General features: G+C 67.1%; 24 protein-coding genes. 9 read left to right on the top strand and 15 right to left on the bottom strand.

Annotated features, from left to right (window positions below; genetic code table 11):
* Positions 1-4: 4 nt before the first annotated feature.
* Positions 5-1,702 carry a phosphoenolpyruvate--protein phosphotransferase gene (locus HPC46_RS12575; RefSeq protein ID WP_233716395.1) on the bottom strand — a complete coding sequence of 566 codons (1,698 nt, stop codon included), beginning with the start codon at positions 1,700-1,702 and terminating at the stop codon, positions 5-7.
* A gap of 103 nt (positions 1,703-1,805) precedes the next feature.
* On the opposite strand from HPC46_RS12575, the gene HPC46_RS12570 reads away from it, so the two are divergent.
* The 4 genes from HPC46_RS12570 to HPC46_RS12555 all read left to right on the top strand — a co-directional run bounded on the left by HPC46_RS12570 (position 1,806) and on the right by HPC46_RS12555 (position 5,907).
* Positions 1,806-2,585 carry a DeoR/GlpR family DNA-binding transcription regulator gene (locus HPC46_RS12570; protein ID WP_179470237.1) on the top strand — a complete coding sequence of 260 codons (780 nt, stop codon included), beginning with the start codon at positions 1,806-1,808 and terminating at the stop codon, positions 2,583-2,585.
* Positions 2,582-3,559 (top strand): 1-phosphofructokinase, encoded by a 978-nt coding sequence (gene pfkB, locus HPC46_RS12565; RefSeq protein ID WP_179470235.1) that lies wholly within the window; start codon positions 2,582-2,584, stop codon positions 3,557-3,559. The genes HPC46_RS12570 and pfkB overlap by 4 nt, the downstream gene beginning before the upstream one ends.
* Before the next feature lie 19 nt (positions 3,560-3,578).
* Positions 3,579-5,588, top strand: coding sequence for a PTS fructose transporter subunit IIABC (locus HPC46_RS12560; RefSeq protein ID WP_179470233.1), 2,010 nt, complete (start codon positions 3,579-3,581; stop codon positions 5,586-5,588).
* A gap of 61 nt (positions 5,589-5,649) precedes the next feature.
* Entirely contained in the window at positions 5,650-5,907 is a 258-nt protein-coding gene (locus HPC46_RS12555; protein WP_179470231.1) for an HPr family phosphocarrier protein, read from the top strand.
* Here HPC46_RS12555 and HPC46_RS12550 read toward each other — a convergent pair.
* The gene (locus HPC46_RS12550) at positions 5,904-7,673 is read right to left on the bottom strand and encodes a chloride channel protein (RefSeq protein ID WP_325096649.1); all 1,770 of its coding nucleotides are present in this window, start codon (positions 7,671-7,673) and stop codon (positions 5,904-5,906) included. The two genes, HPC46_RS12555 and HPC46_RS12550, sit on opposite strands and share 4 nt — an antisense overlap.
* A 209-nt stretch (positions 7,674-7,882) precedes the next feature.
* Here HPC46_RS12550 and HPC46_RS12545 point away from each other — a divergent pair, with 209 nt between their 5' ends.
* Together HPC46_RS12545 and aqpZ are read left to right on the top strand one after the other, a co-directional pair.
* A complete protein-coding gene (locus HPC46_RS12545; RefSeq protein WP_179470227.1) occupies positions 7,883-9,340 on the top strand; it encodes a chloride channel protein in 1,458 nt (485 codons plus the stop codon).
* Positions 9,341-9,465: 125 nt separating this feature from the next.
* Complete coding sequence (gene aqpZ, locus HPC46_RS12540; protein ID WP_179470225.1) at positions 9,466-10,236, top strand: aquaporin Z; 771 nt, start codon at positions 9,466-9,468, stop codon at positions 10,234-10,236.
* On the opposite strand, the gene dps is transcribed toward aqpZ, so the two are convergent.
* The 10 genes from dps to HPC46_RS12490 form a co-directional block, all read right to left on the bottom strand.
* Positions 10,233-10,775, bottom strand: coding sequence for a DNA starvation/stationary phase protection protein Dps (dps, locus tag HPC46_RS12535; protein ID WP_179470224.1), 543 nt, complete (start codon positions 10,773-10,775; stop codon positions 10,233-10,235). The two genes, aqpZ and dps, sit on opposite strands and share 4 nt — an antisense overlap.
* A 74-nt stretch (positions 10,776-10,849) precedes the next feature.
* Positions 10,850-11,713 carry a DNA-3-methyladenine glycosylase family protein gene (locus tag HPC46_RS12530; RefSeq protein WP_179470375.1) on the bottom strand — a complete coding sequence of 288 codons (864 nt, stop codon included), beginning with the start codon at positions 11,711-11,713 and terminating at the stop codon, positions 10,850-10,852.
* A 53-nt stretch (positions 11,714-11,766) separates the two neighbouring features.
* Complete coding sequence (locus HPC46_RS12525) at positions 11,767-12,144, bottom strand: DUF427 domain-containing protein (protein ID WP_179470222.1); 378 nt, start codon at positions 12,142-12,144, stop codon at positions 11,767-11,769.
* Between the two features lie 60 nt (positions 12,145-12,204).
* On the bottom strand, positions 12,205-13,575 hold the full coding sequence (locus tag HPC46_RS12520; protein ID WP_179470220.1) for an NAD(P)/FAD-dependent oxidoreductase: 1,371 nt from the start codon (positions 13,573-13,575) through the stop codon (positions 12,205-12,207).
* Positions 13,576-13,584: 9 nt separating this feature from the next.
* On the bottom strand, positions 13,585-14,358 hold the full coding sequence (locus HPC46_RS12515; protein WP_407665497.1) for a class I SAM-dependent methyltransferase: 774 nt from the start codon (positions 14,356-14,358) through the stop codon (positions 13,585-13,587).
* A gap of 63 nt (positions 14,359-14,421) precedes the next feature.
* A complete protein-coding gene (locus HPC46_RS12510) occupies positions 14,422-14,796 on the bottom strand; it encodes a cupredoxin domain-containing protein (RefSeq protein ID WP_179470218.1) in 375 nt (124 codons plus the stop codon).
* 31 nt (positions 14,797-14,827) lie between these two features.
* Positions 14,828-15,844 (bottom strand): NAD-dependent epimerase/dehydratase family protein, encoded by a 1,017-nt coding sequence (locus HPC46_RS12505; RefSeq protein ID WP_179470216.1) that lies wholly within the window; start codon positions 15,842-15,844, stop codon positions 14,828-14,830.
* The gene (locus HPC46_RS12500) at positions 15,841-16,341 is read right to left on the bottom strand and encodes a nuclear transport factor 2 family protein (protein ID WP_179470214.1); all 501 of its coding nucleotides are present in this window, start codon (positions 16,339-16,341) and stop codon (positions 15,841-15,843) included. The genes HPC46_RS12505 and HPC46_RS12500 overlap by 4 nt, the downstream gene beginning before the upstream one ends.
* A 24-nt stretch (positions 16,342-16,365) precedes the next feature.
* Positions 16,366-16,782, bottom strand: a complete 417-nt coding sequence (locus HPC46_RS12495) for a hypothetical protein (RefSeq protein ID WP_179470212.1) — start codon at positions 16,780-16,782, stop codon at positions 16,366-16,368.
* Between the two features lie 62 nt (positions 16,783-16,844).
* Entirely contained in the window at positions 16,845-17,828 is a 984-nt protein-coding gene (locus HPC46_RS12490) for a GGDEF domain-containing protein (protein WP_179470210.1), read from the bottom strand.
* A 194-nt stretch (positions 17,829-18,022) separates the two neighbouring features.
* Between HPC46_RS12490 and msrB the strand changes: the two genes are divergently transcribed.
* Together msrB and msrA are read left to right on the top strand one after the other, a co-directional pair.
* Entirely contained in the window at positions 18,023-18,475 is a 453-nt protein-coding gene (gene msrB, locus HPC46_RS12485) for a peptide-methionine (R)-S-oxide reductase MsrB (RefSeq protein ID WP_179470371.1), read from the top strand.
* Complete coding sequence (gene msrA / locus HPC46_RS12480) at positions 18,472-18,981, top strand: peptide-methionine (S)-S-oxide reductase MsrA (protein ID WP_179470209.1); 510 nt, start codon at positions 18,472-18,474, stop codon at positions 18,979-18,981. The genes msrB and msrA overlap by 4 nt, the downstream gene beginning before the upstream one ends.
* Positions 18,982-19,059: 78 nt before the next feature.
* On the opposite strand, the gene HPC46_RS12475 is transcribed toward msrA, so the two are convergent.
* Positions 19,060-20,418 (bottom strand): cytochrome P450, encoded by a 1,359-nt coding sequence (locus HPC46_RS12475; RefSeq protein WP_179470207.1) that lies wholly within the window; start codon positions 20,416-20,418, stop codon positions 19,060-19,062.
* A 110-nt stretch (positions 20,419-20,528) separates the two neighbouring features.
* Between HPC46_RS12475 and HPC46_RS12470 the strand changes: the two genes are divergently transcribed.
* Entirely contained in the window at positions 20,529-21,146 is a 618-nt protein-coding gene (locus HPC46_RS12470; protein ID WP_179470205.1) for a TetR/AcrR family transcriptional regulator, read from the top strand.
* A gap of 10 nt (positions 21,147-21,156) precedes the next feature.
* Here HPC46_RS12470 and HPC46_RS12465 read toward each other — a convergent pair whose 3' ends face one another.
* Positions 21,157-21,612 carry a hypothetical protein gene (locus tag HPC46_RS12465; RefSeq protein ID WP_233716401.1) on the bottom strand — a complete coding sequence of 152 codons (456 nt, stop codon included), beginning with the start codon at positions 21,610-21,612 and terminating at the stop codon, positions 21,157-21,159.
* 50 nt (positions 21,613-21,662) lie between these two features.
* On the bottom strand, positions 21,663-22,115 hold the full coding sequence (locus HPC46_RS12460; RefSeq protein ID WP_179470203.1) for a PPOX class F420-dependent oxidoreductase: 453 nt from the start codon (positions 22,113-22,115) through the stop codon (positions 21,663-21,665).
* Positions 22,116-22,181 lie beyond the last annotated feature (66 nt).

The following is a 22,181-nucleotide window of genomic DNA, read 5'->3' as shown; positions in this document are numbered from 1 at the left end:
TCCGTCAGCCCAGGACGGCCAATGCCGCGGCACGCGCCTGGGCCGCGCTCGCCGTGGTCAGCACGGCGTCGGCGGCCTCACGACACTGCTGCAGCGTGACCGAGGCCAGCTTGGCGCCGACACCAGTCACCGCCGCGGCAGCCGCGGACAGCGAGGTGATGCCCAGCCCGACCAGCACGCAGGCCAGCAACGGGTCGGCGGCGGCCTCACCGCAGACCCCGACTGGCTTACCGCGGTTGGCACCGGCGCGGGCGGTCTGCGCGACCAGTGCCAGCACGCCGGGCTGCCAGGGATCGGTCAAGGTGGCCAGTTCGGCCGACATCCGGTCGGCGGCCATCGTGTATTGCGCCAGGTCATTGGTGCCGATGGAGAGAAACTCGACGTGGGTGAGGATGTGCTCGGCCAGCAGCGCGGCGGCGGGCACCTCGATCATCACACCCGGCACCAGGCCGCGCTGGCGGGCCCGATCGGCGAATCGCTTGGCCTCGTCGGGGGTGGCGATCATCGGGGCCATCACCCACGGTGAGGTGCCGGTCCGCTCGGCGGCGGCCGCGATCGCGTCGAGCTGGCGCTCGAGGACTTCGGGGTGGATGGCCTCGATGCGGATTCCCCGCACGCCGAGCGCGGGGTTGGCCTCGTCGGGATGTCCGACGAATTTCAGCGGCTTGTCCGATCCGGCGTCCAAGGTGCGGATGACGACCTTGCACCCGGCGAAGGCATCGAGCACCTCGCCGTAGATCACGGCCTGCTCATCGACGCTAGGTTCGGTGTCGCGGTTGAGGAAACACAGTTCGGTGCGGAACAGCCCGATACCTTCGGCCGGGGTGTCCCGTGCGGAGCGGGCGGCGGCCCCGTCCTGCACGTTGGCCAGAATCGAGACCGGATGGCCGTCGGCGGTGGCGCCAGGGCCGGTCCAGCCCGCCATCGCGGCGGCGGCAGCGTCCGCGGTTTCGACGGCCGCGACGGCTTCGGCCGGGTCGGGCGAAACACTGATGGTGCCCAGGGTCCCGTCGATCAGGACGTCGGCGCCGGCCGGGACGTCGTCGAGGCCGTGAACGGCTACGACGCACGGGATTCCGAGCTGGCGGGCGATGATCGCGGTGTGGCTGGTCGGACCGCCGAGGGTGGTGGCCAGGCCGACGACGAGCGTGGGGTCCAGCCCCGCGGTGTCGGCAGGGGCGAGGTCTTCGGCACACAGGATGGCGGGCTGGTCCGGCACCGGCACTCCGGGTTCGGCCAGGCCGCTGAGTTCGGCGATCACCCGGTCGCGGATGTCACGCAGGTCGGTGACGCGTTCGGCCATCAACCCGCCCATCTTGGTGAAGAGATCGACGAACTGGGCCACCGCCGCGGCGGTCGCACGGACCGCGGGCACCCCCTCCTTGATGCGTTTCTCCGCGGCGCCCAGCCAGGCACGGTCCTGCGCCAGCATCGCGGTGGCAGCCAGCACTTCCGAAGCGGCGCCGGTGGCGTGGGCTGCACGCCCTCGCAGCCGGTCGGCGACGGTGGCCGCGGCCGCGGCGAACCGCGTCGCCTCGGCGTCACGCGCGTCGTCGGCGAGCTCGCCCCCCGGGTCGAGGTCCTCGATGGCGGGGAGCCGGCCCGGACGGATGACCGGTGCATAGCGGACGCCGGGAACGACCGGGACGCCGGTGAGAACCTGTCCGGCACCGAGTGAGGTAGGTGTGGAAGAGGCGGTCATGTGAACTAGGTTACAACGGATCGTTGACAAGTCAACACGAACGGGGGTAAAACAACACATATCAACATCCGATTCGGCCACAAGCCCACATAAACGGAGAATTGTGTACCCGGAAGAACGTCAGCAGGCGATCGCCGCCCGAGTGCTGTCCCAGGGACGAGCCTCGGTCACTGAACTCGCCCAGGCCTACGACGTCACGACCGAAACGGTGCGTCGCGACCTCGCGGTCCTGGACCGAGCCGGGGTGCTGCGGCGGGTGCACGGCGGTGCCGTCCCGGTGCGGGCGCTGCACGTGGTCGAGCCCGGCGTCGACGAGCGGGAGACCACCCGCGCCGATTACAAGGAGGCCATCGCCAAGGCCGCCGCCGAATTCCTGCCGCTGTCGGGTGCGACGGTGCTGTTCGACGCCGGCACCACCACCGCCCGCGTCGCGGCCATGCTGCCCGCCGACCGGGAGCTGGTCGCGGTCACCAATTCGGTGCCGATCGCCGCGCGGCTGGCCGCCATGCCGTCGATCACCCTGCAGTTGCTCGGCGGCCGTGTCCGCGGCCTGACCCAGGCAGCCGTCGGCGAACCGGTGTTGCGCGCGCTGGACACCCTGCGCGTCGACATCGCCTTCATCGGCAGCAACGGCATCACCGTGCGCCACGGGCTCTCCACGCCCGACAGCGACGAGGCGGCCGTCAAACGCGCGATGGTTCGATGCGCCAATTACGTTGTCGTGCTGGCTGATTCGTCGAAGATCGGTCGCGAGGAGTTCGTCAGCTTCGCCCCGATCGACAGCGTCGACGCGCTGATCACCGACCGTGAGATCAACGCGGCCGATCGCGCCGCGCTGACCGAGCAGGGCATCGAAGTCGTTGTGGCAGGAGGGGAATCATGATCGTCACCGTCACACCCAATCCGAGCATCGACCGTACGGTGACGCTGCCCGCCCCACTGGTTCGCGGCGCCGTGCACCGGGTGCAGTCGGTGACGAACGAACCGGGCGGCAAGGGCGTGAACGTCGCTCGGGCGCTCACGCTGGCCGGGCTGAGCACCGTGGCAGTGCTGCCCGCCGCACAGCACGACCCCATCATCACCGCACTCGGGTCCCGCGGTGTCCCGTTCTACGCAGTGCCGATCGACGGCGCAGTACGCACCAATCTCACGATCACCGAACCCGACGGCACCACAACGAAGATCAACGAGCCGGGCGCGGTGATCGACGCGCCCGTCCTGGCCGCCCTGACCCAGGCGATCCTCGATCGCGCGGCCCTGGCGCGGTGGGTGGTGCTGTCCGGCTCCCTGCCGCCTGGCATCCCGGATAGCTGGTACGCCGACGTGGTAGCCCAATTGCAGCCCTACGACTGCAAAGTCGCCGTCGACACCTCCGATGCCCCGTTGGCCGCGCTGGCCGCCGGTTTCGCCACCGCCGCACCTGACCTGATCAAGCCGAACGCCGAGGAACTGGCCAGCCTGGCCGGGCTCGACGCGCAGAGTTTGGAAGATGCCCTGGCCCAGGGTAATCCGGATCCCGTCGTCGATGCCGCCCGGCAACTGCTCGACCGTGGGGCCAAGACGGTGCTGGCCACGCTCGGCGCGGCGGGCGCATTACTGGTCAACGACACCGGGAGCTGGCTGGCTACACCGCCACCGATCCAAACCAGGAGCACCGTCGGCGCCGGCGACTCCTCCCTCGCGGGTTATGTACGCGCCGACGTCGGCGGCGCCCAGGCGCCGCAACGACTGCAGATGGCCGTCGCCTACGGCAGCGCCGCTGCGGCACTTCCCGGTTCGGCGCTGCCGTCCCCGGCCGAGATCGACCTCGATGATGTGGCGGTCACTTCGATATCGCCCTACCCCGCCCGATCCTGATAGCAGAAGGCATTTCACCATGACGCACTCCGCCACTTCCATCATCAGCACCGACTTGGTGCTCCTCGACGTCGACGCCGGGTCGGACAAGGAGTCGGTGATCGGCCGGCTCGCCACCCGACTCGCCGACAGCGGACGGGTCAGCGACGGCGCGGCACTTCAGGCCGCGGCCATGGCCCGAGAAGCACAGTCCGCCACCGGGCTTCCCGGCGGTATCGCGATCCCGCACTGCCGCTCGGCGGCAGTGGCCAGCCCGTCGATCGGGTTCGCCCGGCTGGCACCGAAGGTCGACTTCGGAGCGCCGGACGGTCCCGCGGATCTCGTGTTCCTGATCGCCGCACCGGACGGCGCGGGCGCCGAGCACATGAAGCTGCTGTCCAGCCTGGCGCGCGCCCTGGTCCGGCCGGACTTCGTGCAATCGTTGCGAGACGCCAAATCCGCCGACGACGTGGTGGGCCTCGTCGACGGTGTCGTCAATCCCGATGGCACCAAGCCCGCCGCTGCGGCGCCCACTGAACCTGCTGGGGCGCAGAGCAAGTCGATCGTCGCGATCACGGCGTGCCCGACGGGTATCGCCCACACCTATATGGCTGCCGACGCGCTGAAGCTGGCTGCCGAGCGTGCCGGAGTGACCCTGACGGTGGAAACCCAGGGCTCTTCGGGCAGCACTCCGGTGAGCGCGCAGACCATCAGCGATGCCGACGCCGTCATCTTCGCCACCGACGTCGGGGTCAAAGACCGTCAGCGGTTCGCGGGCAAACCGGTGATCGCCTCCGGGGTGAAGCGGGCCATCAATGAGCCCGACACCATGATCGCCGAAGCCGTTGCCGCGTCTGATAATCCGAAGGCCCCGCGGGTCGAGGGCACGGCGAGCGCGGCCGACAGCGGCGCCTCGGCGGGCGGGGTCGGCTGGGGCACCCGGATCAGGCAGATCCTGCTCACCGGTGTCAGCTACATGATTCCGTTCGTGGCCGCCGGCGGTCTGCTGATCGCACTCGGCTTCCTGTTCGCAGGCGCCGACATCGCCAACAAGCCTGACGGCAAGACACCGCTGGGCAACATCATCGCGACCACCAACTCACTGACCAACCTGCCGAGTGGCGGCTTCGCCCAGTACCTCGGAGCGGTGTTGTTCACCCTCGGCGGGCTGGCGTTCAGCTTCCTGGTTCCGGCACTGGCGGGCTACATCTCGTTTGCGATCGCCGACCGGCCTGGTATCGCACCGGGTTTCACCGCGGGCGCGGTGGCGGTGTTCGTCGGCGGCGGCTTCATCGGCGGTATCGTCGGCGGCCTGATCGCCGGATTCTCGGCGCTCTGGATCAGCCGGATCAACGTGCCGCAATGGCTGCGCGGCCTGATGCCGGTGGTGATCATTCCGCTGTTCGCGTCGCTGGTCGTCGGCCTGCTGATGTTCTTGCTACTGGGCCGCCCACTGGCCGCGATCACCTCCGGGTTGACGAATTGGCTCAACGGCCTCACCGGCGGCTCCGTGATCATTCTCGGCATCATCCTGGGCTTGATGATGTGCTTCGATCTCGGTGGCCCGGTGAACAAAGCCGCCTACGCATTCGCGGTCGCGGGTCTGTCGGTGACCGACCCCGCCTCACTGCGCATCATGGCCGCGGTGATGGCTGCCGGCATGGTGCCGCCGCTGGCGATGGCACTTGCCACCACCGTCCGCCCGGGGCTTTTCAGCGAGCCCGAGCGCGAGAATGGCCGGGCCGCATGGTTGTTGGGCGCCTCGTTCATCTCCGAGGGCGCGATCCCGTTCGCTGCTGCCGACCCGCTGCGGGTCATCCCGTCGATGATGGCCGGCGGCGCCGTCACCGGCGCACTGATCATGGCCTTCGGAGTCTCCCAGACCGTGCCACACGGCGGGATCTTCGTGTTCTTCGCAATCAGCAAGCTGGTCTGGTTCCTGGTGGCCCTGGCCGCAGGCACCGCCGTCAGCGCGTTCGCAGTCCTCGGCGCCAAACAGTTCACCAACCGATCTGTCGCCACCCCCGCCGTCGCCCAAACGGCAGTTTGATCGCGAAAGTTCAAGTAAACATCACCATTACGTCGATCTCGACGCCAACAGAAGGAGTCTCATGCACACCAAGACCGTCATCGTCGGCTCAGCGATCGGCCTGCACGCCCGCCCGGCCGCGATCATCTCCGAGGCCGTTGTCAATGCCGGTGTTCCGGTGACGCTGTCCGTCGACGGCGGCGAACCGGTGGATGCCGGTTCGGCGCTGATGATCATGACGCTGGGGGCCGGGAACGGTGCGCAGGTCACGGTCGCCTCCGAGGACGAGACAGCCTGCAAGACCATCGCCGACCTCGTTCAGCAGGACCTCGACGCCTAGTCCTGAACCCCGGGGTCGGGGTGAAGGCGCGACAACACCGTTTCGTAGGTGACCCAGCCGATGAGAGACGTCCGAGCAGTGTCCAGCACCGGCAGGCCGGTACCGCCTCGGCCCTTCAGCGCGTTGAGGATGTCGCGGACGTTGGCATCCGCACTGACGAAGGCCGTCGGCTTGACCAGCTCGGCAATCGTGGCGGGGCCGTTCGGGTCCTCGAGCGCCTCGGCGACGTCCTCGGCGGCGACACAACCCGCGTAGCGCCCGTCCTCGGCTACCGCAGGCAACATGCCAAAGACGTTCTGCGACAGCGCCTTGGCGGCGCCGCGCAGAGAGCTGCCGACGGCCAGCGGCTCGGGCGCGGGGGCAGCCAGCTCCACCGCGTGGAGATCCGGCAGATCGGCCGGGAGCGTGTCGAGATCTACGCCGCGGCGCCACAACTTTGCGGTGTAAATGGTGTCTCTGGACAGCAGATGCGCGGTGCCGGCAGCCATCGCAACCGCAGCCATGAGGGGCAGGATGATCGAGTACTCGCCGGTGAGTTCGAACAGGATTACCACCGCGGTGATTGGTGCCCGCGTCGCGCCTGCGAGAGCTGCGCCCATTCCGATCAACCCGTACGCGCCGGCGGATTCGGTGAGGTTGGGAAACACGCCGTGGGCAACTGCCCCGAACGCGGTTCCGGCCATCGCGCCCACGAACAGCGTCGGCGCGAACACGCCACCGGACCCGCCGATCCCGATGGTGAGGCTGGTGGCAAACATCTTGCCAACCATCAACAGCAACAGCAGACCGATCACATAATGGCCCTCGACTGCGTTCTCCAGGACTGGGTACCCGACCCCGTACATCTGGGGCAGCGCCACGAGGACGCCTCCCAGAAGTAGTCCACCGACAGCCGGTCTAGCCCACTCCGGTCCACGCCACAGCCAGTCGCACGCGTCCTCCACCAGGTAGAGAATCTTGGAGAAAGCGACGCCGACCACCCCAACGGCGATCCCGAGGGCGACGTAGAGCAGGTACTCGACCGGACTGCGGACTGCGAATGACGGCAACGAGAGGAACGGGTGGTTACCCAGCATCGCCCGCCCGACGACGTCGGCGGTGACACTCGACAACACGACTGCGCCGAATGACTGGGCAGCAAAGTCACGGAGGATGAGTTCCATTGCGAAGAACGGTCCGGCCAGCGGCGCGTTGAAGGTTGCCGAGATACCCGCGGCCGCCCCGCACGCGACCAGGAGCCGAACGCGCGCGGTGTCCAGCCGAAGTATCTGCGCCACCGTGGACCCGGTGGCGGAACCGATCTGGACAATCGGCCCCTCCCTGCCAACCGATCCGCCGCCCCCGATACACAGCGCCGAGGCGAGAGCTTTCACCAAGGTGACCTGCGGCGCGATTCGGCCGCCCTTATGACTTACCGCGTACATCACCTCCGGTACCCCGTGTCCGCGCGCCTCGGGCGCGAACCAGTGCACGATGGGGCCGTAGATCGCACCGGCGATCACCGGGGCCAAGAGCAGGAACCAGACACCAAGGCATGGCCAGTGCTCGCTCGGCACCCGACCCACGCCTGAGTAGTCGTCATAACCGGTGAAGAACCTGGTGAAGAATGTGATCAGGAATCGAAAGCCGACCGCGCCGACGCCGGTCACCGCGCCGACGGCGACGGCGAGCACTACCAGTGCCGACGAGCTGTCCCGGAGCCAGCTGATCCACAGCGCTCGACTCGGCACGGGGATTCTGCGCGGCGTGCCGAGACCATTACTCACCCTTGCAGTATGCAAGAGTTGCATACTGCTTCAGTAATCAGGCTGTTAGAGACGACACCGTTGCCCATCCGCATTCTGCACCTGGGTCGCGCTATCCGGCGACGGCCGGATCGCCAGTCTGCACAGAATCTGCTGAGCTGCAACATGATTCGATTCCCCCTCGCGCGGACCCCGGCCACGCTTCGGCCGCGCCTGCTAGCATCCGCACCATGCCGCACCCGCGTCCGGATAGTGACGTCGAGCCTGGCGGCCGGTTGGGCGCCTTCATCCGCCGGTCGGGCTTTCTGCGTAAATGGTTGATCCTGGGCGTCGCGATCGGCGTCATCGCCGGTTTGGGTGCCGTCACGTTCTACCTTGCACTGGACTACACCGGCAAGATCCTGCTCGGACACCTCGGCGGCTACGACATCCCCAAGCCCATCGGGGACGGCGGCCAACCTGGCTCGCCGGGATTCGTGCGTCCCTGGGCAATACCACTCATCACGTGCGGCGGCGCGCTGTTGTCGGCGTGGATCGTGGCCCGGTTCGCCCCGGAAGCCGAGGGCCACGGAACCGACAGCGCCATCGAAGCCGTGCACACGGATCCCCGCGCTATCAGAGGTCGTGCAATCGTCGTTAAGACGGTCGCCAGTGCTTTGACGATCGGCTCCGGGGGTTCCGGCGGCCGGGAAGGACCAGCCGCGCAGATCTCGGCTGGATTCGGTTCGCTGATCAGTCGCTGGCTCAATCTTGCCGATGCGGACGGCCGGATCGCGGTCTCGCTGGGCATCGGATCGGGCATCGGTGCGATCTTCGGCGCGCCGCTTGGTGGCGCAGTCCTCGCGGCGTCGATCGTCTATCGCGAGGACTTCGATTACAAGGTCCTAGTGCCCGGGTTCATCACGTCGGCCACCGCTTACTCGGTATTCGGGTCGATTCTTGGTTTTGAGCCGCTGTTCGGGTATGTGGCAGCGGACTTTCGGTTCGAGCAACCGGCCATTCTGGTCTGGTTCGTCGTGCTGGGCATCGCAGCCGCGCTGTTCGGCTATCTCTACGCCCGGATTTTCTACGGCACCGTTACGCTGACCGCAAAGCTGCCGGGCAACAAGGTCATCAAGCCGGCAATCGGCGGTCTGCTCGTCGGTGTCCTCGCTCTGCTCATCCCGCAGGTTCTCGCCAGCGGATATGGCTGGGCCCAAAAGGCCACCGATACCAGCACTTTGCTTTCCATCCCGCTGTGGATCGTGCTACTGCTGCCCCTGGCCAAGATCGTCGCGACGTCCTTGTCAATTGGCACAGGGGGTTCCGGCGGCATCTTCGGACCCGGCATCGTTGTCGGGGCGTTCGTCGGTGCAGCGATTTGGCGTCTCGGCCATGACATCGGCTTACAAGGTTTGCCCGACAGCCCTGCCCTCTTCGTCGTCGTCGGCATGATGGCCTGCTTCGGCAGCGTCGCACACGCACCTCTTGCCGTGATGATCATGGTTGCGGAAATGACCGGGTCCTTCTCGGTGATTCCCTGTGCGCTAGTTGCCGTGGGAATTGCCTATCTGCTCATCTCGCGCACGCCGGTGTCGATCTACAAGGCGCAGCGACTCGACCGCGAGACGGCAGTCGCCCAACGCACCGCCTGCTCGGGTCGCGACACCCCCTCGCAGCGCGAGGACCCCAACGGTTCCGCCGGCTAGCCATTCGACCTCAAAGCCGGGTCACCGTCTCAACACAATTCAGCAAAGACACGTGTGCTCTTGCTCTCAGCCATGGGATATTTCTCCAAAGCACGGACCCGGTTCAATGGTGAAGGGGTTTTACAGTGAACGCTCCCACGATGGCGCATCGGCTGGCCGCAGAGTTCATCGGTACCTTCTGGCTGGTTCTCGGCGGCTGTGGCGCAGCTGTATTCGCAGCAAACCCCGCCGAAGACAGCTCCGTGGGCATCGGATTCCTTGGAGTGTCACTGGCTTTCGGCCTGACCGTGCTCACCGGCGTGTATGCGTTCGGCACCATTTCCGGCGGCCACTTCAACCCGGCGGTGACGCTGGGTGCTGCACTGGCCAAACGCGTGGAATGGAAAGCCCTGCCGGCGTATTGGGTGGTCCAGGTGATCGGCGGCCTGGTCGCCGGCGGCGTCATCTACTGGATCGCCAAGGGCAAGCCCGATTTCACGGCGACCGGGCATATGGCCGCCAACGGGTTCGGCGACCACTCACCGTTCGGATACTCGATGGCCGCAGTGATCATTGCCGAGGTACTGCTGACGTTCCTGTTCCTGCTCGTGATCCTGGGCGCCACCGACAACCGGGCACCAAAAGGGTTCGCCGGCCTGGCGATCGGTCTGATGCTGACGCTCATCCACCTTATCTCGATCCCGATTTCGAACACGTCAGTCAACCCCGCCCGCTCCACGGGGGTGGCATTCTTCAACGCCGACGGCGCCCCCGCGCAGCTGTGGGTGTTCTGGCTGGCCCCGCTCGTGGGCGCAGCCCTGGCCGGCGTGCTCTACCCGGTGCTGTTCGGGCGCAAGGACGAACTGGCCGAGCGTCCGGTGCGCGACGACGCCCTGGATGCCTCGAGCGCCGGCTAACGCGCGGCCTTGGCAGCACCCTTCTCCGTCGACTTACCCGCGTGCTCCAATGTGCCGCCGGCACTTTCGAGGTGGGCCCGCACGAACCACTGGAACTTCTCCAGCTCGACAGCGTGATCGATGAGAATGTCCTGTGTCACCGGGTCGAGCTCCTCGGTGGCCCCGATAGCCTTGCGGACATCCTCGATGACACCGTCGTAGACGACGTCGAGTGCGGCGAGATGAGCCTGGACGGTGTCCCGGCCGATGGAGTAGTCGTCCCACGTGCGGTCTTTGAGGATCGCACCGGGCGTACCCTGCGGTGATGCGCCGAGAGTGGCAATCCGCTCGGCAACCTCGTCGGCGTACCCGCGGACCAGTTCGACCTGCGGATCGATCATCTCGTGGACGCCGATGAAGTTGGGGCCCACGACATTCCAGTGCACATGCTTGAGCGTCAGGTGCAGGTCGTTGTAGGTGCTCAACTGCTTCTGCAGCAGGTCGGCAACCTTGCGGCTCTTCTCTTGCGACAGACCGGGGATGGTGAACTTGGAACCCATGTATCGCTCCCTTCGTGTTCTGGCTTCACGACGCCACATACCCGGGTTGCGGGGGTGATAATCGCCCACCGCCGTCACAACTTGCTGATGTCCTGAACCGGAAGCCGGGCGCCGCGCCGCGGTTCGTAGGCCAATCCGCTGGCCTCAAGCATGCGCACCACGCGGTAGCGGTGCGGGCGCATCGGTTCGAGTAGCTCCACCATTCCGGCGTCGTCGACCGGCGCTCCGATCAGTGTCCAGCCGATCATCTTGGCGACGTGGTAATCGCCGATCGAGAGCGCGTCGGCATCGCCGAAGGCTCGCTGGGCAACCTCCGCCGCCGTCCACACGCCCACCCCGGGCAGCGTGGTGAGCGCTTCGCGAGCCTTCGCCGCGGGGCGGGCCGACAACCGTTCCAGCGCAGCCGCGCGCTGCGCGCAGCCGACGATCGTGCGGGCGCGTCCGGGGTCGACATTGGCCCGGTGAAACTCCCAGGACGGGATCCGGCGCCACACCTCGGCCGAGGGCGGCACTCGCATCCGCGCGGGCGCGGGCCCCGGTGCCGGGGTGCCGAACTTCGTAACGAGCAGCCGCCAGGCGCGAAACGCGTCGGCGCCCGGAACCCGCTGCTCGATGACGGCCGGGACCAAGGCCTCGAGCACCCGCCCGGTGCGGCCCAGCCGCAGCTGCGGCACCCGCATCCGAGCCGCCTCCACCACCGGGTGGTCGGGACGGAAATCGCGCGCGTCGTCATCGAGGCCCAGCAGTGCGGGCAGTGCGTCGGTGAACTCCTCGGCGCCCTCGCCCCACGCCTGGCAGACAACCGCGTCGGGGGCCACGCGGCGGATCCTCGCGGTGACCGGACCGCTGGCTTGCAGGCTGGTCCGCCAGATCGCCCGCTCGGCGTCGAGCTGGTAGCACGGGTCACCCGGCCCGCGCCGCTGCGGCGCCAGCGTCATGCCCGGGCTGGCCGGACCGGGGAAGCTCAGCGTGCGCTCTTTCGCGTCCACCGTCAGTCCGGGTCGACGGTGATATCGGCTTTGTCGGGGTAGAACGCGACGTGCCCGGCGATCGCGGCGACCGCGGGATAGGGTGCCTCGTAGGTCCAGATCGCATCGTCGACAGTCGTACCCGCAGCGGTGACGCTGTAGTAGCCGGCCTCCCCCTTGTATGGGCAGTACGTGTGGGTCTCGGTTCGAGTCAGGACCGCCTGGTCGACATCGCCGATCGGAATGTATTGCACGACAGGATAAGTGGATTCGGCAAGGCCGAGGGCGGCGCGGGTCTCGGCGACGACCTCACCGTTGACCCGGACCTGCACCCGGCCATTGGTCGGGGTGATCGTGATCGGATGCTCCGCGGTGGGCTGCTTGATCTCTCGTGTGCTCATCGGTGAATCTCCTCAAGTCGACGTAGTCCATGCAACACCGCGCGGCATCCATGATTCCCGTCAGGGCCGGCGGGCGATGGCGTCGGCGACAACGGCGATCGGCGACGTGGTCGCTCGCCCACCCGACTCGTGGCGGTCGGCCACCTTGTATGCGGTGTACATCCCGCGCACGCCGAGCCAGCGGAACGGCTCCGGTTCCCAGGTCCGCGAGTGGTGCCCGACCCACGGCAGCCCGGTCAACGGTGTGGATCGTTTGAGAACCAGGTCGGTCAGGGTCCGGCCGGCCAGATTGGTCGCCGTCACGCCGTGCCCGACGTAGCCGCCCGCCTCGCCCAGTCCGGTCGCGGGGTCCAGGCTGACGCCGGCCGACCAATCGCGCGGCACACCCAATACGCCACACCAGCCATGCGCGATCGGGACGCCACGGGTCTGCGGCAGGACGGTGTTGAGCACACCGGTCAGGTACGCAATGGTGTCCGCGCCGACGGCGCCGTCGCGATCGATGCGGGAGGCGTAGCGGTATGGCACCGCCCGGCCGCCGATCGCGATGCGGTTGTCGGCGGTGCGCTGTGCGTAGAAGAATCCGTGGGCCAGGTCGCCGACGGTTTCACGGCCCTCCCAGCCGATACTTGCCCAGATCTCGTCGGACATCGGTTCGGTGGCGATCATCGCGCTGTTCATCGGCAGCCAGCGCCGGCGCAGGCCGCGCATTCTCGGCGTGAAGCCCTCGGTGGCACGCAACACGATCGGCGCCCGCACCGTACCCATCGGCGTCTGCGCCCGCCCCGGGCTGATCTCGGTCACCGGGGTCTGCTCGTAGATCGTGACGCCGAGCCGCTGCACGACATCGGCCAGCCCGCGGGCCAGCTTCGCCGGCTGGATCCGCGCGCAGTGCGGGTTGAAGGAGCCGAGCACCAGGCTGTCGACCCGTACCCGCGCGGCGGCTTCGGTGGCGCTCAGCACCTCGATGCCGCCGATTCCCCATTCGCGGTCCTCGTCGGCCTCGGCGCGCAGCCGTCGGGCCTGGGCCGGGTTACGTGCGACCTCGAGGTTTCCGCCCTTGACGATGTCCGCGTCGATGTTCTCCCTGGCCGCCACCGCGATGACCTCGTCGACAGCCGCGTTGAGGGTCTGCTGCCAGGCCACCACGTTGTCGCGGCCGTACTTCTTGGCCAACAATCCACGATGGCCCGGCGCCAGCCCGGACAGCCAGCCGCCGTTGCGCCCGGACGCGCCGAACCCGGCAAAACGCGCCTCCAGCACGGTGATTCGCAGCGAGGGGTCGGCCTGCTTCAGGTAGTAGGCGGTCCACAACCCGGTGTAGCCGGCACCGACGATGCAGACGTCGGCATCGCGGTCGCCCGGCAGGGCGGGGCGCGGGTGGGGCAGTTCGGTGAACCAGTGCGAGACGGCACCGTTGATCGTGGACATGGTTCGAATCTAGAACGCGTAGCGGTGGTACTGCGCCATCATTCTCAGTGCGGGCACTTTTCCCATCACCCGGGCCATGATGCGGTAGGCCAGGGACACGTCCCGAAAGGCGTGCGACTCGAACGGCGACACCCAGGCCAGCAGTCGCACGCCCGGCACCGCCGCGACGATCTCGCCGGGACTGTCGATGCCCCAGTGCAGCGTCGACCCTGACCGGCGCACCACAGAGTTGACCCACTGGCTGCGAATGCCGAACCGGTTGAACGCATCGAATTGCAGCTCCCCGGAAGGGAAATGCGCGACGATCCGGCGCAGCAATGCGATGCCGTCGGATTCGGTGAGGTACATGGTCAGGCCCTCGCCGAGGGCGAGCACCGAACGATCGCCGGGGATCTCGTCCAGCCAGCCCGGGTCGGTGACCGAGGCGGCAACCCGGTGATAGTGCGGCCGCGGCGGGTAGATCTGTTCGCGCAGTTCCATGATCGACGGGTAGTCGATGTCGTACCACTCGATGCCCGGCCCCGGATCGAGCCGGTAGACCCGGCTGTCCAGGCCCGCGCCGAGATGCAGGACAACCGCGCGGTCGTGGCAGGCCAGGAACTGACGCGCCCAGCCGTCGAAGTGCAGCGAACGGGTGGTGACCGACGGAGACATGCGGTCGGTGATCGTCGTCTTGGTCCAGTCGTAGTCGATGCGATCGACCGCATCCTTGGCCCATACATCGCCGAGGATCGGCTGTTGTCGCTGTGCGTCAAGGGCTTTCGCGTACAGCGTCGCGAGCATTGTCTGCGGCGGTCCGCTCAGATCGACCGGGATCTTCGACACCCGGTTCAGGCTAGTCCCCTATCAACCGACGATCAGTTGCCCGTGCATCGACGGGTGGTATGTGCAGTGGTAGGGGTAGGTTCCGGGCTGGGTCGGCGCGGTGAAGGTGGCCGTGCCCTTGCCGTCGACCTCGACGTCGAACGCGTTGCCGGTGTCGGCGGTGACCGAGTGCTCGACCGAGTCGGAGTTGGTGACGGTGATCGTGGCGCCCGGCGCCACCGCCGACGGCGAGGTGAATGTCATACCCGAGATGGTGATCGCCGGACCGGAGGCCGGCTGCACCGCGGTGGGCGATGCCGCCGGCGACGATGTGGGTGACGGAGCAGGTGTGCTTCCCGCCGAGCACGCGGTCAGCACCAGCAGGCCGGCGAGCAAGGCAGATATGCGAGGCGTCATACGCGGGACACGAATTCGCCATCTGCCCGGTTCAGTCCCGCTTGGCTGCCTTCGCCTGCCGCTTGGCTTCGCGCAACCCGACCCAGAAACGGGCGGCCTCCCGGACAGACTCTTCCACCGGGCGGGGTTGCCAACCCAGTTCGCGGACGGCCTTGCTGTGATCCAGTGGGCCCTCGGCGCGCATCAGCCTCAGCGAGCCCAGCGACAACTTCTCGTCGGTCTTCTGCAGCCGGGCTTTGGCGGTGCCCAGTGCGGCCAGCGCGTAGGCGAGCGGCAGCGGGATCGTCTTGGCGGGCGGCGGAACCCCGGCCTCCACGGCCGCGATCCTGGCCACCTCGGCGTTGCTGATCATCTTCTCCGAGATCAGGTAGCGCTCGCCGACCCGGCCGCGCTCGGCAGCCAGGATCATCGCGCGGGCGGCGTCTTCGACCCCGACGGCTTCCAGCTCGATGCCGCCCATGACGAAGGGCAGCTTGCCGAATGCCGCCCCGGCGATGATGGCGCCGTGCGGGGTGCGGCCCCAGTCGCCGGTGCCATAAGTGGTCGAGACGCACATCGCGATCGCGGGCAGGCCATACTCGCGCGCGTAGCGCAACACCAGTTCCTCGGCCTGCACCCGGGACCGGACATACGGCGTCAGGCCCTGGTCGGAGATCATGTCGGTCTCGCTCGCCGTCTTGCCCCGCTGACGCCCGACGGTGACATAGCTGCTGGTGAAGATGAAGCGATGCAGCCCAGCGTCCCTGGCGAGATCCAAGACGTTGCGGGTGCCCTCGACATTGGTGTGGAACAGCGGCGCGGGATCGCGCAGCCAGCCGCGGGTGTCGACGACGCAGTAGTAGACGTCGTCGACACCGGCCATCGCCTCGCGCAGGACGTCGTTGTCCCAGATGTCGCCGACGAACCGCTGCACGTCGAGGTCGTCGATGGAGATCGTGGAAGCGTTGGCACGCACCATGACTCGGACCTGGTGGCCATCGGCCACGAGTTGACGGGTGACGTGCGAGCCGAGAAATCCATTGGCTCCGATGACGAGCTTGGCGCTCACTTCATGCCTCCGTTGGCGCGCATCCAGGCGGCCGCCTCCTCGTCGAGGGTGCCCAGCTTCTCGGCCTTCTTGCACCACCTCATGCCGGCTTGCAGGAACCGCAACGGGTTGTAGATGTCCTCCTGGCGCGACCACAGTCCGTCACCGGCGTAGGTGACGATCGAGATGTTGGTCGCGCTGATGATCGTGCCGTCGCCGGGATCGCGCATCGGATTGTCCAGCTCGCAGATAACCCGGCCGGTGTCCTCGTCGTACACCGTCCACAGCGACGGAAACTCCGTCATGTAGCTGCCGGGAAAGCTGCCCATGGTCTTGGTGATCCAGGCCCGCACCTGGTCCCGGCCCTTCATCGTGCCCATCGCGTGCTCGATGTAATCGACGTCGGGGGTGTAGTGACTCACCCAGGCATCCCAGTCCTGGGTGCGGGCCGCCTCGGCGACGGTCTGCTCGAAAACGGCGAAAGCTTCGGTCAGTTCTTCACGGGAGAATCGCGCCACAGCTTCAAACTAGAACACGTTCTATCACCCTTTGTCGAGGGTATCCGCCGATTGCGAGGCGGCCCTTTCACGGCGCGATCGCCCGGACAAAACGGCTGCCAGTCCGATCCCGAGTACCGCGATTGCGCCTACTCCCACGAGCGCGATGGTCCAGATTCGCCGATCAGTCAAGTCCTTTCGGCACAACGACACGTAGTCGGTGTTGACGATGATGTCGTCGTCATGGGGTTCGGCCAGGCCGGGGGTTTCCGGCACGGCCGGCGGGCCGGGCATGTTCGCTCCGCCCAGTACCGTTGCCTGCCGGGCGGCGGAGAGGTCCTGGGCGACAGCGCTGCCGCAGCGCACATTCGCCGGTCCGGCCGAGACGGGGCTAACGAGTCCGACCACGCCCACGGCCAACGCCACCACACCGACAAAAAGGACCGACCACCGAATCATCATGTGCTTGCGGTACCCACCCTCGCAGACACCACACACGGCTTTTGCCTCAGCAGCAAGCCCGCTCAGCGGTCGGTCTTGCGGCGGTTGCGACCCTTGGCGGCGTACAGCCTGGCGTCGGCTTGCGCATACAACGTCGCGACGTCGGCGGTATCCCCGCGTTGTGAGGCCATCCCGACGCTCGTGTCGGGGGTGTGTCGCCCGACCTCGGCGACGAACCGCTCCGCAGCCGACGCCGCAGCTTCGGTGCGGTCAGGGATGCACACGGCGAATTCGTCGCCGCCGAGGCGGGCCAGCACCGCATCGGCCGGCAGCAGCTCACGCCAGCGGCGTGCGTGACTGGCCAGGTGCTCGTCACCGGCGAGATGGCCAAGGGTGTCGTTGATCTGTTTGAAGCCGTCGAGGTCCATGACCACGACCGAGATGGTCGACGTCGACGATCTCCGGCGCACCAGGAGATCGCGTGTGGCGATCTCCCATCCGGCCCGGTTCAGCTGACCGGTCAGCGGGTCGGTGCAGGCACTGGTGACCAGAGCACGCATCACCAGTCCGAACGACTCACCCGCACCGACGATCGCGATGACCCAGATGAGGTAGTCGATGTAGAGCTTGGGCATCGGCGCAACGGCCAGCGCCCCGACCGCGGCGAGCGTGAGAAACCCGATGAGCACCATGGCCCGCCGGGGTGGATAGAACGCCCGCAGGTACATCGCCAGGAACATCGGCGCGATCAAGCAGGCCAGCTCGGCGCTTATCGCGATGTGGAACGCCATCACCAAGGGCGTCGCGATGATGGCCGCCAGGGTTGCCGGCCCCGGCTTGTCCGGCTTGATCGCCAGCCAGGCCAGGGCCGCGACGCCGAGCACGATCGCCAGAATGCCCCCGGTCGGATTTCCGTACAGCAGATCCTTGCGGACGCGCAGGACACTGAAGACCACGCCGTAGGTGTATAGGAAGGTCGTGAGACCCAGATAGATGCGCAGCAACCGGATCTGCTGGGGACCGTGAAAGTCACTGCCGGTGTAGGCGAGCAGCTTTACCCGAGCCATGCGATCCCGCCTCCGACACACACGGGTCCGCAGATTTGGCGAAGCGACATCACGCCGAACTTTCCTGGTCAGACCCGGCCTCGTTTGCCGGCCGGCCAATTGTGACACCGAGCCTGGCGGGCTGCAGCGCGCGTCAGGTCTGACGGAACTGTGACATGGGAACTATCTGAATGGCAGTTGAGGTTGAACGGGGCATGTCGCACGCCTATCACCGCAATCCCACTGCCGTGTCCGCGCTGTCCCCCGAGCAGTATCGGGTGACGCAGGAGAACGGCACCGAACGCCCCTTCACGGGTGAGTACTGGGACAACCACGAGCCGGGGATCTACGTCGACGTCGTCTCGGGCGAACCGTTGTTCGCCTCGGTCGACAAGTTCGACAGCGGCTCCGGGTGGCCGAGTTTCACCAAACCGATCGCTGCGTCCAACGTCGTGACCAAACGGGACTTCAGTCACCTGATGGTCCGCACCGAGGTCCGCTCGGCCAACGCCGACAGCCATCTGGGACACGTCTTCAAAGACGGCCCGCGCGCCCAAGGAGGGTTGCGCTACTGCATCAACTCGGCTTCGCTGAAGTTCATCCACCTCGACGACCTCGAGGCCCAGGGCTACGGCGACTACACCCAGCTATTCAAGGAGGACGCGTGAGCGATACGAAGAGGGCGATCCTGGCCGGCGGCTGCTTCTGGGGCATGCAGGATCTGATCCGGAAGCAGCCCGGCGTGGTGTCGACACGAGTCGGCTACACCGGCGGCCAGAACGATCACCCCACCTACCGCAACCATCCCGGCCATGCCGAGGCGATCGAGATCGAGTACGACCCGGCCCAGACCGACTTCCGCGCACTGCTGGAGTTCTTCTTCCAGATCCACGATCCGAGCACGAAGAACCGGCAGGGCAATGACGTCGGCACCAGCTACCGCTCGGCGATCTTCTACCTCGACGACGAGCAGAAGCAGGTCGCTCTGGACACCATCGCCGACGTGGACGCCTCTGGGCTGTGGCCGGGCAAGGTGGTCACCGAGGTGACCCCGGCCGGTGACTTCTGGGATGCCGAACCCGAGCACCAGGATTATCTGCTGCACTACCCGAACGGCTACACCTGCCACTTCCCGCGGCCGGGCTGGAAGTTACCGAAGCGAGCCCAGGTCTAGGGTTCGCTTTCGCCACCGAGTGTGCGGTTTCCTACGCAACACGCCGCGGTTGCCGTATGAGGCCGCACACTCGGCGCGTCAGCGCCGTCGGTAGACGGCGACGCGCCCACCCTTTTTCGGGACGAAGGCCACACCGCGCGAATGCCATTTCTCGTCCGGAGCGTTCGTGGTCGCAATCGTGAAGTTGCGCAACACCGTCCGCAGGACGATGTCCATCTCCATGTTGGCGAAGGCAGCGCCGATGCAGCGCCTGGTACCGCCGCCGAATGGAACCCAGGCAAAGGTATTGGGCTTGGTGTCAACGAATCGCTGTGGATCGAAACGCTCCGGATCCGGGAACATTTCCGGGTTTTCGTGCAGTTGACTCAGGCTGACCATCACCGAATAGCCTTGCGGTATCCGCCATTCGCCCAATTCGTAGATCGGCGCCATGACGTGACGACCGGAGAAATCGATGACCGTACGGTTGCGCTGGACCTCGTAGATGACGGCCTGACGATACGAGTTCTCGTCGGTGTCGGCCTCGGCGGCCAAGCGGCGCAACACCTCCGGATGCCGCGAGATCCGCTCGAAGGACCACGCCAGGGTGGAAGCCGTGGTCTCGTGGCCGGCGGCCAGCAGCGTCAGCAGTTCGTCGCCGATCTCACCGCGCGTCATCGTCGAGCCGTCTTCGTAGCTGCTGCGCAGGAACAGCGACAGCACGTCGGTGCGCTCCTCGAAGTTCGGGTCCGCCTGCGCCCTGCTGATCAGGATGTCGACCAGACCCTCATATTCACGACGGAACCGTGCGAGCTTTCCCCAAGGCGTCCAAGACAATTCGCGCTTGGGCGCGGGCAGCACGGCAAGCCGCGAACCCAGGGTCACCCACCTCGGGATCAGGTCACGCAAGCGCTCCAGCTCGGCGCCGTCGGCACCGAAGATCGCCCGCAGGATGATGTTGAGGGTGATGTGCATCATCGGCTCGATGGTGGCGAACTCTGTTCCCTGCGGCCACGATTCGACTTCCCGCAGCGTCTCCTCGACCACGATCTGTTCGTAGGCCTTGATGCTCTTGCCGTGGAACGGTGGGGTGAGCAGCTTGCGGCGAACCCGATGGTCGACGCCGTCCAGGGCGAACACCGACCCGGGGCCCAGAAGCCGGCTCAGGTTGGGCTGGATGTTGTACAACACGTCGGGACTGGTGGTGAAGATCTGCTTGGTCAGCGCGGGGTCGGTGACCACCACGGTGTTCCCGAATACCGGAACCTGCAAGGTGAGACTGCGGCCGTAACGGCGGCTCAGCCACTCCGTCGTCGGCCGGCGTGCGGCGACGAAAGCGAGCTTGAGCAGGGCACTCGGCAGACCCGGACTCGGCGGCAGCTTCGGTTCGGTGGCGACCGGACGATCTCTGCCCGATGTCGCCGGCCCGGCGGCTCCGACAGTTGGCGCTTCGCTCATCGGTGAGGCCCTCCCAAGCACTGACGTGGTACCGCGTTGTACCACGAGGTTGTGAGGTACGGTACCCTTCGGTACCAGCGATGACAAGAGCGCTCTGGAAAGGAGATCCGATGACCACGACGGCTGTTGACGGCGCGGTGGCCGTCGGACCCGATCACGACTTCCGGCGGCGGCTGCTCGAGGGGATGGCGGCCTCGATCGAGGAGCGGGGGTACCGCGACACCACGGTTGCCGACATCGTCCGGCACGCCCGGACCTCGAAGCGCACCTTCTACGGTCAGTTCCCGACGAAGGAAGACTGCTTCGCCGAACTGCTCACGACCAACAACGACGAACTCGTCGAGGCGATCAGCGCTGCCGTCGATCCGCAGGCACCCTGGCGCGAACAGGTCCGGCAGGCGGTCGTCACGTACGTCGACCACATCGACGAGCGGCGGGCGATCACGTTGAGCTGGATCCGCGAACTGCCCGCCCTTGGCGAGTACGCCCGGCCGACCCTGCGCCGCGGGTTTGCCCGCCTCGCCGCGATGATCGTCGACCTGTCGTCGAACGAAGGCTTCCGATCGGCTGGACTGCCACCGATTTCCCGTGCGGCAGCGGTCATCCTGGTGGGTGGCCTCCGCGAGCTGACGGCACAGACCGTGGAGGACGGTGACCCCGTCACCGATATCATCGAGCCCGCGCTGGCCGTCTCACTGGCACTGCTTGGCCCGAAAATGCTTGGTTGAGAACGACTTCTCAACCGATTCGCGGCACGACGAACGCGAACGCGCGCGGAAAGCCCGGCCGTACCAACCGGCCCCGGCGGATGTCATCGATCGGAATGTCCAGAACTGCACCGGAGGACGGTTCGTAGCAACGGAATACCGCACCCTCGAGTTGGGTCAGTAGCACCCAATGCCGGGGTAGGACCGCACCGATCAGCATGGCAACCGGCCAGCCGGCCGCCACGGCGACGCACACGTCGGACAGCCGGTCAGCGCAGCGGGCCGGCCGCCAGCGGTAGTGCACGCCACGAGATGCGCTGTGCACGGTCAGTGCCCGGGCGATGCCCGCGGGCGTGGCCCCCAGCGCTCGCGGCCACACCACATTGATCGCGCGGTGCACCCGCACCTGTTCGGCGTCGAACCACGGCTGCGGGTCCCGGGAGCGCAGCGGGCCGCCGTAGTCGGGGTCGAGCAGGGCGCCGGCCATCACCGCGACACTGGGGCCGCAGCTGACCCCGTCGCGCTGGTGCGGCCGGCTCACGACGGGGGGAAGCCGCCGGTGGCCACCGGACCCCAGGTCTGCGGTGTCACCCGGATCAGGCACTTGCCCTGCTTGACCATCGCCTCGCGGTATTCGTCCCAATCCGGGTGCTCGCCGGCCACCGCGCGGAAGTAGTCGACCAGCGGCTCGACCGCGTCGGGCAGGTCGATCACCTCCGCGGGGCCGTCGATCTGCACATAGGCGCCGTCGAACTCATCGGACAGCACCACGACGCTAGCCCGGCCATTGCGGCGGATGTTCACCGATTTGGCTCGTTGCGGGTAGCTGGAGATCACCAGGCGGCCGTGCTCGTCGACCCCGCCCGTGACCGGTGAACTCTGCAGTGAACCGTCGAGGCGGAAGGTGATGAGCACCATGTGGTGTCGGGGCCGCACGAAGTCCAGCAGCGTGTCGAGGTCGACGGCCTCAGCTTTGGCGATCCTGGCCATGATGGCCACTCTAGCCACCGTCGACGACCGCCCGGCGTACGTTTGTGACTGACCTGAGGAGGACGC

The sequence above is a fragment of the Mycolicibacterium vinylchloridicum genome (assembly GCF_013404075.1).
Classification (GTDB): Bacteria; Actinomycetota; Actinomycetes; order Mycobacteriales; family Mycobacteriaceae; genus Mycobacterium; species Mycobacterium vinylchloridicum.
The sequence above is the reverse complement of the archived record's forward strand: the minus strand, read 5'-3'. Positions and strand labels throughout refer to the sequence as shown.